The sequence below is a fragment of the Sphingomonas sanxanigenens DSM 19645 = NX02 genome (genome assembly GCF_000512205.2).
GTDB classification, from domain to species: domain Bacteria; phylum Pseudomonadota; class Alphaproteobacteria; order Sphingomonadales; family Sphingomonadaceae; genus Sphingomonas_D; species Sphingomonas_D sanxanigenens.
This window is the reverse complement of sequence record NZ_CP006644.1, coordinates 5,916,562-5,927,503: the sequence shown is the minus strand read 5'-3', so window position 1 is coordinate 5,927,503 and position 10,942 is coordinate 5,916,562. Positions and strand designations below refer to the sequence as shown.

General features: G+C 67.8%; 11 protein-coding genes. 2 read left to right on the top strand and 9 right to left on the bottom strand.

What is annotated here, in order from left to right; translation table 11 throughout:
* The first annotated feature begins 158 nt into the window (after positions 1-158).
* Together NX02_RS27215 and NX02_RS27210 are read left to right on the top strand one after the other, a co-directional pair.
* Complete coding sequence (locus NX02_RS27215; RefSeq protein ID WP_025295327.1) at positions 159-446, top strand: hypothetical protein; 288 nt, start codon at positions 159-161, stop codon at positions 444-446.
* A gap of 92 nt (positions 447-538) precedes the next feature.
* Positions 539-739, top strand: coding sequence for a hypothetical protein (locus tag NX02_RS27210; protein ID WP_158014192.1), 201 nt, complete (start codon positions 539-541; stop codon positions 737-739).
* A 1-nt stretch (position 740) separates the two neighbouring features.
* On the opposite strand, the gene NX02_RS27205 is transcribed toward NX02_RS27210, so the two are convergent.
* The 9 genes from NX02_RS27205 to groES all read right to left on the bottom strand — a co-directional run bounded on the left by NX02_RS27205 (position 741) and on the right by groES (position 10,779).
* Positions 741-1,922 (bottom strand): acyl-CoA dehydrogenase family protein, encoded by a 1,182-nt coding sequence (locus NX02_RS27205; protein WP_025295325.1) that lies wholly within the window; start codon positions 1,920-1,922, stop codon positions 741-743.
* A gap of 3 nt (positions 1,923-1,925) precedes the next feature.
* Positions 1,926-2,951: an acyl-CoA dehydrogenase family protein gene (locus NX02_RS27200; RefSeq protein ID WP_025295324.1), complete on the bottom strand. Its 1,026-nt coding sequence runs from the start codon at positions 2,949-2,951 to the stop codon at positions 1,926-1,928.
* Entirely contained in the window at positions 2,951-4,264 is a 1,314-nt protein-coding gene (locus NX02_RS27195; RefSeq protein WP_084718132.1) for a spinster family MFS transporter, read from the bottom strand. The genes NX02_RS27200 and NX02_RS27195 overlap by 1 nt, the downstream gene beginning before the upstream one ends.
* Before the next feature lie 24 nt (positions 4,265-4,288).
* A complete protein-coding gene (locus NX02_RS27190) occupies positions 4,289-5,392 on the bottom strand; it encodes a Rieske 2Fe-2S domain-containing protein (protein WP_025295322.1) in 1,104 nt (367 codons plus the stop codon).
* Between the two features lie 11 nt (positions 5,393-5,403).
* A complete protein-coding gene (locus tag NX02_RS27185; RefSeq protein ID WP_039996874.1) occupies positions 5,404-6,273 on the bottom strand; it encodes an amidohydrolase family protein in 870 nt (289 codons plus the stop codon).
* On the bottom strand, positions 6,260-7,909 hold the full coding sequence (locus tag NX02_RS27180; RefSeq protein ID WP_025295320.1) for a class I adenylate-forming enzyme family protein: 1,650 nt from the start codon (positions 7,907-7,909) through the stop codon (positions 6,260-6,262). The genes NX02_RS27185 and NX02_RS27180 overlap by 14 nt, the downstream gene beginning before the upstream one ends.
* 60 nt (positions 7,910-7,969) lie before the next feature.
* Complete coding sequence (locus NX02_RS27175; protein WP_025295319.1) at positions 7,970-8,656, bottom strand: TetR/AcrR family transcriptional regulator; 687 nt, start codon at positions 8,654-8,656, stop codon at positions 7,970-7,972.
* 134 nt (positions 8,657-8,790) lie between these two features.
* Positions 8,791-10,434, bottom strand: a complete 1,644-nt coding sequence (gene groL, locus NX02_RS27170) for a chaperonin GroEL (RefSeq protein WP_025295318.1) — start codon at positions 10,432-10,434, stop codon at positions 8,791-8,793.
* A gap of 57 nt (positions 10,435-10,491) precedes the next feature.
* Complete coding sequence (gene groES, locus NX02_RS27165) at positions 10,492-10,779, bottom strand: co-chaperone GroES (RefSeq protein ID WP_025295317.1); 288 nt, start codon at positions 10,777-10,779, stop codon at positions 10,492-10,494.
* Positions 10,780-10,942 lie beyond the last annotated feature (163 nt).

Below are 10,942 nucleotides of genomic sequence, written 5' to 3'. Positions count from 1 at the left end.
TCAAGACATAAGGATATCTTTATATCAATGTCAAGGTTGGTGGCAGCGCAGGCGATTCCGGCGCGCGGGCTTGCCTGCCTCTGACGCCGGCCTTATTCCAGCGCAAGCGCGGCTTTCAACAGCCGCGCGTGTATGCTGAACCACAGGGGAACTTCCCGATGAAGACGTTTTTCGCGCTCCCGATCGTCGCAGCGGCCGCGCTGGGCCTCGCCGCCTGCACCGACAAGGCCGCCGACGAGGCGAGCGAAGCGGTGAACGCCTCGGTCGCGGACGGCGCCAACGCGCTCGACGAGGCCGGTGACGACCTCGAGGCCGCCACCAACAGCGCGCTGAGCACCGCCGAGAACAGCATGGATTCGATCGGCGACGCCGCCGACGATGCCGCGACCGCGACGGGCAATGCGCTCGAAGAGGCCGGCAAGGACATCAAGGACGAGACCAACTGAGGTTTCGCTCGGGCTGATGCCGCTCGGGGCCGCCTCCCTCAAGGGAGCGCGGCCCCTTGTTTTTAGCGACGACCATGATCCGGGATGAGACGATGAAGCGATGGATGCCGGCGCCGATCGCGGCGATCCTGCTGCTGGGTGGATGCGGCAGCAGCGAAGAGACGCCCCCCGGCGCGGTCAGCGCCGACGAGGCGCGCATGCTCAACGAGGCCGAGGCGATGCTCGCCGAAATGAACCGCGCCGACGATGACGATGCGAACGGCACCGCGCCGGAGGTGAACGCGGCGCCCTAGACTAGCGCGCCTCGCCGCGCGGTTCGCGGGGCAGCCCCAGCCCCCGCTCGGCGATCAGGTTGCGCTGGATCTGGCTGGTGCCGCCATAGATGGTGTCGGCGCGGCTGGAGAGGAACAGGTCCGCAAGCAGCGGGAAGCCATCCGCACCGGCGTCGGTGACCTCCCCCGCCTGTCCGAGCACATCCATCGCCAGTTCGCCGAGCGCGCGATGCCATGTCGCCCAGTAGATCTTGTGGGTCAGCGCGTCACCCGCCAGCCCCTGCCCGCCATTTGCGGACAGGCTGCGCAGCGCGGCATGGCGCATGATCCTGAGCCCGGCATAGGCGCGCGCCAGCCGATCCCGGATCGACGGGTCGGCGATCGCGCCATTGGCCTTCGCCGCGGCGACCAGCGCCTCATATTCGGCGACGAAGCTCATCTGCTGGCCGAGCGTGCCGACGCCGCGCTCGAAGCCCAGCAGGCCCATCGCGACCTGCCAGCCATTGCCGGCGCCGCCGACGACGTTGTCGCGGTGCGTCCGTGCGCCATCGAAGAAAGTCTCGTTGAACTCGGCGGCGCCGTTCATCTGGCGGATCGGGCGCAGGCTGATGCCGGGTTGGCGGATCGGCACGAGCAGGAAGGAAAGGCCCCTGGGGCCGCGGCTCCCTTCCTCGGTGCGCGCGAGCACGAAGATCCAGTCCGCGAATTGCGCGAGCGACGTCCAGATCTTCTGCCCCTCGATCACCCATTCGTCGCCTTCAAGCCGGGCGCGCGTGCTGACATTGCCGAGATCGGATCCGGCGCCGGGTTCGGAATAGCCCTGCGCCCAGAACTCCTCGCCGCCGGCAATGCGGGGGAGGAAGCGCGCCCTCTGTTGCGCCGAGCCGAAATGGATCAGCGTGGGCCCGGCAAGTTCGATACCGATATGGCTCATCCGCCCGGGCGGGCCCGCGCGGGCATATTCCTCCGCGAAGATCACCTGCTCGGCAAGGGTCGCGCCGCGCCCGCCATGCTCGCGCGGCCAGCCGATCACGCTCCAGCCGTCCCGCGCGAGGCGCCCTTCCCAGGCGCGGCGCTCCTCGGGGAACGCGCTCTGGCTACGAAGGCCCTTCAGCATCGCGAAATCGCCAGTCATCTGCGCGTCAAGCCAATGAGCGGCCTCGCGACGAAACGCCTCCTGCGCGGGGGTGAAGCCAAGCCGCATCGCTCAGGCCGCCTGCGCGTCGAGGCCGATCAGCGTCGCGAGCCGGCTTCGGCTCTCGGCGGGCGTGCCGAACATCGTCGCGGCGCTGCGCGCACGTTTGAAATGGAGATGCGCATCATGTTCCCAGGTGAAGCCGATGCCGCCATGAAGCTGGATCATGTTGCCGGCCGCCATCTGGTAGGTCTCGATCGCGGTGAAATGGGCAATGGCCGCCGCCTCCGGTGCCGCGGGATCATCCTCGTCCATCGCCGCCGCGGCATAATAGACCGCGGTGCGCGCCGCCTCGATCGCGATCATCATATCCGCCATGCGGTGCTTGAGCGCCTGGAAGCTGCCGATCGGCCGCCCGAACTGGATGCGCTGTTTCGCATAATCGACCGTCGCCGCCAGCGCGGCATCGGCACCACCGACACACTCGGCGGCGAGCGCGATCCGTGCCTGATCCAGCGCGCGCCCGGCGCCGCAGGCGGCGGCCACCGCCACCCGATCGAAACGGACGCGCGCGAGCGGCCGGGTGACGTCCATCGTCGCCAGTCGCTCGACCTGCGCCATGCCCGCCGGCACCACCATCGCCCGATCACCGACCACCGCGACGAACAGGTCCGCGACATGCCCGAACGGAACCAGCGCCTCGCCCGACAGCCGATCGCCTTCGAGTTGCAGAGCCGACCCGATCGCGGGCGCGGCTATCGTTTCGCCGGATGCGATCCCGGGCGCCTCCGGCGAACCGGAGAGCCCGATCAGCGGCAGCGCCGCGCCGATGCCGGGCAGGAAGGGCGAGGGAAACAGCGTCCGCCCCATCTCGATCATCACGAGCGCCAGTTCGACGATGCCGAGACCGGCCCCTCCCCCGACTTCGGGCAGCATGATCGCGCCGAACCCCATGTCACGGGTCACGCGGCGCCAGTGTTCCCGATCATAGCCGGCCTCGCTCGCGATGGTTGCGCGCAGCGATGGCGCGAATTCGGCGAACAGGCCGCGCGCGGTGTCGGCGATCAGTTCCTGTTCCGCCGTCAGGGCGAACTGCATCAGGGCCTCGTATCGAAATGATCGGCAAGGCCGGTGCGCGCCGCCTCGATGCTGGCACTCGCCCGCCACAGCGCAACCGCGGCGGGGAAGCCGGCGATGATGCACAGGCTCAATGCCGGACGCAGGCTGGCCGCGTCTCCGGTGCCGAACAGATCGCTCAGCAGCCCGACGACGAACGGCCCGCACACCATCGCGACGATCGTGGTGACGAAGGTGAACAGCGCGGTCGCGGTTGCGCGCACCGTCTGCGGCAACATCGTCTGCAGCGCAGTGAGCACGCCGACCGACCAGCCGCCGCCCAGCAGCCCGGCGAACAGGGCAAGCACCGTCGCGGTGCCGATATCGGGCGCCCAGCTCACCGCGAGGATCGCCAATGTCGCGGCGGTCAGCGAGAGGCCGGCGAGCCGCAGCGGCCAGCGCGGATCGCGCCGCACCAGCCGGTCGGACAGCACGCCGAACAGCAGCGCGCCGGCGAAGCCAGCGGGGCCGAAGGTCAGCCCGAAGCGCGCGCTGGCTTCCGCCACGGGCACCGCGAAGGCACGTGCGAACAGGGTTGCGCCCCACATGCCGAACGCCATCCCCGAGAAACTGCCGAAGGCCATGCCGAGATTGGCCAGCCGATAGGCGGGCTCGCGCCAGAGCACACGCGCGATCAACCGGAGTTGCGGCCCCATCCGCGGCACATGCGTGCGCTGCGGCTCGGCGATCGTCGCCAGCACCAGCCCTGAAAGCAAGACCCCGCCGGCGCCGAGCGCGATGAAGGCGCCACGCCAGTCACCCGCCAGATGCGCCACCGCCGGGCCCCCGGCATAGCCCCCGACCTGCCCCAGATAGATGCCCAGCGCGAGGATACCGAAGGCCAGCCCGCGCCGCGCTGCCGGGAAGCGATCGGTGAGCAACGAATAGGCCGGTGCCACGAACGACGCCTCGCCGATGCCGACGCCGATCCGCATCACCGCCAGCATCCAGCCACTGGTCGAAACGCCCGAGAGCAATGTGAACAGCGACCAGATGAAGCAGCCGGCCGCAAGGATCGTCACGCGCTTCATCCTGTCCGCCAGCCGCGCGATCGGGATGGCGGAGACGGCGAACAGCAACGCGAAGGCCGGCCCCATCAGCAGGCCAAGGAAACTGTCCGACAGGCCGAACTCCGCCTTGATCGGATCGCCCAGGCTCGCGACGAGGTAGCGGTCGGCATAGCTGAGGCTGTACATCACCGTCAGCAGCACCAGCGCGTACCAGGCCACCGCCCCGGCACGCGCGGGTTTCGCGAATGCCGGCGCGGCAGTTGCAGACGTTGGGCGCGCGGGCATCGACTTTCCCTCCTCGATCGCGGATCAGGCGCTGCGGACGGTGGGTTCGTCGGTGCGTTCGGCGTAGAACTGATCGTAATAGCGGCGGAAACGGATGATCGGGCCGTCGCCGTCGCAGATGATCGCATTGGGCAGATAGGCCTGCCGGTCCCAGATCACCTTGTCCTGATCGAACTGCTTGCAGATGTCGCGGATCAGCGCACGGGCGAGGCCGGCGCCCGGTCCCTCGGCCTGCGCACGGGGCTGGGTGAAGGCGAACCGGGCATGGACGCGGTCGCGATCGACCGGCGTGATCGCGGCGACGAGCAGCGTCTCCGAAATGCCCTCGAAGCGGGTATAGGCCTGCCCCGGCCCGTTCTGGCCGTTGACGATGCGGCCATCGACCTCGCCCGCCGGCGTGCCCATCCGCGCGGCGACGACGCCGGTGCGGCGATGCCCGTCCCACGCGATCTTGGCATCGGGGAAGCTGGCGGTGCCATGCACGAACTGGAAATGGGCGTTGTCGACGCCGTTCTCGGCCATCGACTGGAGCGGCGAATAGACGAACCATTCGTGCCGCTGATAGGGCGTCCACGCGGGATCGCTCGCCTCGGGATAATGATCCAGCGCCCATTTCGGCGCGACGCCATGCGGGTGATACCAGGTCCAGATGAAGCCGTTGGCCTCCTCCACCGCCCATTGCTGCGGGCAAGGCCGCTTCACCTGCGGCGGGATCGCGCGCGCATAGGGAATTTCGCGGACGACGCCGCTGCCATCATAGCGCCACGCATGGAACGGACATTCGAGCAGATCGCCGACGACGCGGCCGCCATGGCCCATGTGCGCGCCGAGGTGCCGGCAATAGGCATCGAGCACCCTCACCTGCCCGTCCTCGCCCCGCCACATCACCAGTTCGCGCCCGAAATAGCGGATCGGCCGCGCCTCGCCCTTGGGCAGTTCGTCCGAATAGCCGACCGCGAACCAGCCGAGCGGGAATGGCAGGTCGATGCCACGCTCCTCGGGGCTCGGCCGGTTGGCGACCTCGGCGACGCGCCAGTCCGCGAGCGCATCTCCCTTCAGTTCGGACAGCATCTTCCACACCGCGACCGGCGCGGTGCGGGCATCGGCAGCGGGATCGATCTCGCTCATCGGCTGGTTCCTCAATCGATCTTGAAGGCGCGGCGGGCATTGTCGCGCAGGAATTTGGGCCAGACATTTTCCTTGAACGGCACCGCATCGAGGTCGGCGAAGATCCGTTCCAGGCTCAGCCCCATCGGGAAATATCCGGCATAGATGATCTTGTCGGCGCCGCGGGTGTTGGCGAAATCGACGATCGCCTTGGGATAATGTTTCGGCGCGAAGGCGCTCGTCGAGTAATAGAGGTTGGGATATTTGAGCATCAGCTTGACCGCCAATGCCTCCCAAGGCTCGGCGCCGTGGCGCATCACGAAGCGCAGTTCGGGGAAGAACCAGCAGACCTCGTCGATCAGTTCGACATGCTGCGGCGCCATCGGCACACGCGGCCCCGGCACGCCGACATTGACCGCAACCGCGATGTCGAGTTCGCAGGCCAGCGAGTAGATCGGCCACATCCGCTTGTCGTCGATCGGCACCTGCGGCACGCAGCCGCACGGGAACACGCTGATCGCCTTCAGCCCCACCGCCTCATGCGCGCGCCGGATCGCGCGCACCGTATCGACGCCGCCATTGGGGTCGACCGGCATGTCGAACACGAAGCGATCGGCGAAGCGGGTGCGGACGATATCGTTGAGCGGCGAACCCTCGACATAGCCGATCAGCGCCTTGTCGATCCCGAAGCGGTCCATCTCGCCGACCGTCCAGCCCGGCAGGTCATCCACCCCTTCCGCCGCCGGGATGTTGCGGAACATGTATTGCGCCGGCATCGCGAACTGCTCGAGGCTCTGCTTGTCGCGCAGCAGCGGCCGGAAGAAGTCGAACCAGTCAGAGCGGTCCTCCTTCAGCGGCACGCCCAGCATCGTATCGATGACGCGGATGTCACGCGGTCGCATCGGCAGGCATATCCTTTCCGGCAAAGGTGGCGCGCAGCGCGCGCTTGTCGACCTTGCCCAGCGCGTTGCGCGGCAGGCCCCGGTCGATGACGAAGATCGCGGTCGGGATCTTGTAGTCGGCAAGCTGCCCGGCGAGCCCCGCGCGCACCGCATCGGCAGCGATCGTGCCGCCGGGGCATGGCCGCACCACCGCGACGAGTCGCTCGCCAAGCCGATCGTCGGGCAAGCCGAAAGCAGCGGCCTCCACGACATCGCCATGCTGCTGCAGCGCGGCTTCGACCTCGGCGCAGTAGATATTCTCGCCGCCCGAGATCACCATGTCGGTCAGCCGGTCGAGGATCGTGAGATTGCCCGCCGCGTCGAGCAAGCCGACGTCGCCGGTGCGGAACCAGCCGCCCGCCAGCGCGCGCGCGCTGGCCGAGGCGTCATTCCAATAGCCGCTCATCACCATCGGCCCGCGCACGACGATCTCGCCCGCCATCCCCGGCGGCAGGTCGGCACCGTCACCGTCGCGGATGCGCACGTCGGCCAGCGAAAGCACCCGCCCCGCCGCGCGCGGATGGGCCAGATAGTCGGCACCGGTGTGCATCGCGATCGCCCCTGCCGTTTCGGTCGAACCGAAACCGGTGCCGACCACCGCGTGGGGGAAGGCAGCGACGATCGCTTCGAGCAGGTTGATCGGCTGCGCCTGTCCGCCGGTCGACACCGAGGACAAGGTGGGCAGATCCACCCCGGCGCGATCCTTCGCCTGGATCAGATCCCAGATCATCGCAGGCGATCCCGACACGCTGGTCACCCCCTCGTCGCGGATCAGCTCAACGACCCGGTCGGGATCCCAGCGCGGCGCCGAGACCAGCCGACTGCCCGAGGCGAGCGCTGCGAGGAAGGTGGCGTGGCAGCCGCTGACATGGAACAGGGGAAAAGCCAGCAACGGCGCCTGTTGCGGTCGCGGCATCGTGAGCGCCGCGGGCCCGGCCATGCGGATCGCGATCATCGCGCCCGCCATCTGCGACAGCAGCAGCCCGGTCAGCGCCGCGCGATGGCTCAGCGTCGCGCCCTTGGCGCGGCCGGTGGTGCCGGAGGTGAACAGGATCATCGCCGCATCGCCGGGCGCGGCGCCGCCGCGCGGCAGCGGCGGCGCGCCCGGTGACGGATCGAGCACCGGCACGAGGCAATCGACTGCATCCGCCAGCATGTCCGCCCGCGATGAATCGGCCAGCGCAAGGCACGCGCCGACCAGATCTATCGCCGCCGCCATCTCGCCGGGCGCACCGCGGCTGTTGACCAGTGCCGGCACCGCGCCGATCGCGACGATGGCGATGAAGCCGGCCATCCATTCCGCGCCGTTGCGCATCGCGATGGCGACGCGATCCCCCGCGCGAACCCCGCGCCGATCGAGGTCCGCCGCCAGCCGCGCCGCGGCCGCCGCGGTCTCGGCATAGGTCAGCCGCCGCCCATCCTCGACGATGAAGGATTTTTCCCCATGCAGTTCGAAACCGGCGAACAGGCTGTCCAGCGACGCCTCCGCACGGCGGAAGCCACGCATCGCCGCGCCCGCGACGCTGATGTCGATCAACTCGAACGGCGCCCCCGCGCCGGTGAGCAACGCCATCACCTGTTCGTCCGAACCGTCCATGCCCCTCTCCCGCAGGGTCTATGGACTCGGACTAGTTGAAATTTGGACTAGGGTCCAGACTTATTCGACAAAATGCGTAGCAAGAACCGGCAACACCGGCGCATTTTCCGGCAATGGCATGCCGGGACCGACCATTTGCACGAGCAGTCGCGCGGTGCGGTCGAAATGTTCGGGGTCGGGCGACGGCTCGTCCATCCACCAGCGGTGCACCAGCCCCATATAGACATCGCCGATCATCTCGCCCGCCAGCATCGGATCGACATGGGCGGGAATGTCGCCCGTCGCCCGCCCGTCCACCAACAGCCCCGCGAAACCGGCACCGACCCGGCGGATGCGCTCGGCGCTCGCGGGCTCGGCCCAGTTCGTCCACGAAAGGCGCAGGATCACGCGTTTGCGCGCCGGCGCGCGACGCAGATAATGCGCGGTGGCGACGAACAGACCCAGCAGACGTTCACCCGTTGTCAGCCCCGGCGCCCGCCGCCAGCCATCGAGCGCGAGGAAGAAATTCTCGTCATGCGCGGCGACCAGCGCAACGACGATGTCGGCCTTGGCCGGGAAATAGTTGAACAACGTCGCGCGCGCGACCGCGGCGGCGGCGGCGATCTGATCCATCGTCGTCGCCTGCACGCCCGCCTCGATGAAGCAGGCCAGGCTTGCCGACAGGATCGTAGCGCGCGTCCGCGCCCGGTTCTGCGCGCGCCGCGAGCCCGGCGCGGCATCATCGACATCGTTGCGCCGCGTGGCCACGCTCCATCCCCGATCGTCACGAAAGTTGGACTTCAGTCCATACTCCGGCACGCACACAAAAGAAAAGGGCCGGAGGATTGCTCCCCCGGCCCTTCCTTTTGCCCGGCGAGACAGCCAGGCGGATGCGACTTCGATTAGAAGTCCATGCCGCCCATGCCGCCCATGCCGCCGCCGCCCATCGGGGCCGCCGGCTTGTCGTCCGGCAGTTCCGCGATCGAGGCTTCGGTGGTGATCAGCAGGCCGGCGACCGAGGCCGCGTCCTGCAGCGCGGTGCGAACGACCTTGGTCGGGTCGATCACGCCGGCGGCGACGAGGTTCTCGTAGACGTCGGTCGAGGCGTTGAAGCCCTTGGTCTCGTCATTCTCGCGGAGCAGGTTGCCCGAGACGACGGCGCCGTCATGGCCAGCGTTCTGCGCGATCTGACGGATCGGGGCGACGATCGCCTTGCGGATGATGTCGATGCCGCGGGTCTGGTCGTCGTTGGCGCCCTTGAGGCCTTCGAGCGACTTCGTGGCATAGAGCAGCGCGGTACCGCCGCCGGGGACGATGCCCTCTTCGACGGCCGCGCGGGTCGCGTGCAGCGCGTCATCGACGCGATCCTTGCGCTCCTTCACCTCGACCTCGGTCGCACCGCCGACCTTGATCACGGCGACGCCACCGGCCAGCTTCGCCAGACGCTCCTGGAGCTTCTCGCGGTCATAGTCGCTGGTGGTGTTCTCGATCTGCTGACGGATCGCTTCCGTGCGGCCCTTGATCGACTCGCTGTCACCGGCGCCATCGACGATGGTGGTGTTGTCCTTGTCGATGGTGACGCGCTTGGCCTGGCCGAGCATGGCGAGCGAAACGGTCTCGAGCTTGATGCCGAGGTCTTCGCTGATCAGTTCGCCCTTGGTGAGGATGGCGATGTCTTCCAGCATCGCCTTGCGGCGATCGCCGAAGCCCGGCGCCTTGACGGCCGCGACCTTCAGGCCACCGCGCAGCTTGTTCACCACGAGCGTGGCGAGAGCCTCACCCTCGATGTCTTCCGCGATGATCAGGAGCGGACGGCCCGACTGGACGACGGCTTCCAGGATCGGGAGCATCGCCTGCAGGTTCGAGAGCTTCTTCTCGTGGATCAGGATGTACGGGTCGTTGAGCTCGACCTGCATCTTTTCCGGGTTGGTGATGAAGTAGGGCGAGAGATAGCCACGGTCGAACTGCATGCCCTCGACGACGTCGAGCTCGAAATCGAGACCCTTCGCTTCCTCGACGGTGATCACGCCTTCCTTGCCAACCTTCTCCATGGCTTCGGCGATCTTCTCGCCGACCACGGTGTCGCCATTGGCCGAGATGATGCCGACCTGGGCGATCTCGGAGGTGCCGGCGACCGGCTTCGAACGGGCCTTGAGATCCTCGACGACCCTGGTGACGGCGAGGTCGATGCCGCGCTTCAGGTCCATCGGGTTCATGCCGGCGGCCACCGACTTCATGCCCTCGCGAACGATCGCCTGGGCGAGAACGGTCGCGGTGGTGGTGCCGTCACCGGCGATGTCGTTGGTCTTCGAGGCCACTTCGCGCACCATCTGGGCGCCCATGTTCTCGAACTTGTCCTTGAGCTCGATCTCCTTGGCGACGGTGACGCCGTCCTTGGTGATGCGCGGCGCGCCGAAGCTCTTGTCGATCACGACGTTGCGGCCCTTGGGGCCGAGCGTCACCTTCACCGCGTCGGCGAGGATGTCGACGCCGCGCAGGATGCGCTCACGAGCGTCGCGCGAAAATTTCACGTCCTTGGCTGCCATGTGGCTACCTTTCCGTTGTTGGGTTCAAAAATTCGGGAGGAGAACCGGTCGTATCGCTCAGCCGATGATGCCGAGGATGTCCGATTCCTTCATGATCAGCAGCTCTTCGCCGTTGACCTTGACCTCGGTGCCCGACCACTTGCCGAACAGGATGCGGTCGCCGGCCTTGACGTCCAGCGGGGTCACCTTGCCGTCTTCGGCCTTCGCGCCCGAACCGGCGGCGACGACTTCGCCTTCCTGCGGCTTTTCCTTGGCGGTGTCGGGGATGATGATCCCACCAGCCGTCTTTTGCTCGGCCTCCACGCGGCGGACGAGCACGCGATCGTGCAGCGGACGGAAATTCATGTACGTCTCCCTCAAAGTTGATGGCCGGACGATCGACGACGTGCTCTGAAAAGCCCCAAATCCTCTCTCGCCCGCCATCGGCGAAGCATGATTAGCACTCATCTTTCGTGAGTGCTAACGGGCCGCGATATGTGCCGGCCTGTCGTATCGGTCAAGGCTCGCT

What these genes read in the sequence shown, in the direction of transcription:
- NX02_RS27215 (WP_025295327.1), top strand. Translation starts at nt 159, where the DNA reads ATGAAGACGTTTTTCGCGCTCCCGATCGTCGCAGCGGCCGCGCTGGGC.
- NX02_RS27210 (WP_158014192.1), top strand. Translation starts at nt 539, where the DNA reads ATGAAGCGATGGATGCCGGCGCCGATCGCGGCGATCCTGCTGCTGGGT.
- NX02_RS27205 (WP_025295325.1), bottom strand. Translation starts at nt 1,922, where the DNA reads ATGCGGCTTGGCTTCACCCCCGCGCAGGAGGCGTTTCGTCGCGAGGCC.
- NX02_RS27200 (WP_025295324.1), bottom strand. Translation starts at nt 2,951, where the DNA reads ATGCAGTTCGCCCTGACGGCGGAACAGGAACTGATCGCCGACACCGCG.
- NX02_RS27195 (WP_084718132.1), bottom strand. Translation starts at nt 4,264, where the DNA reads ATGCCCGCGCGCCCAACGTCTGCAACTGCCGCGCCGGCATTCGCGAAA.
- NX02_RS27190 (WP_025295322.1), bottom strand. Translation starts at nt 5,392, where the DNA reads ATGAGCGAGATCGATCCCGCTGCCGATGCCCGCACCGCGCCGGTCGCG.
- NX02_RS27185 (WP_039996874.1), bottom strand. Translation starts at nt 6,273, where the DNA reads ATGCGACCGCGTGACATCCGCGTCATCGATACGATGCTGGGCGTGCCG.
- NX02_RS27180 (WP_025295320.1), bottom strand. Translation starts at nt 7,909, where the DNA reads ATGGACGGTTCGGACGAACAGGTGATGGCGTTGCTCACCGGCGCGGGG.
- groL (WP_025295318.1), bottom strand. Translation starts at nt 10,434, where the DNA reads ATGGCAGCCAAGGACGTGAAATTTTCGCGCGACGCTCGTGAGCGCATC.
- groES (WP_025295317.1), bottom strand. Translation starts at nt 10,779, where the DNA reads ATGAATTTCCGTCCGCTGCACGATCGCGTGCTCGTCCGCCGCGTGGAG.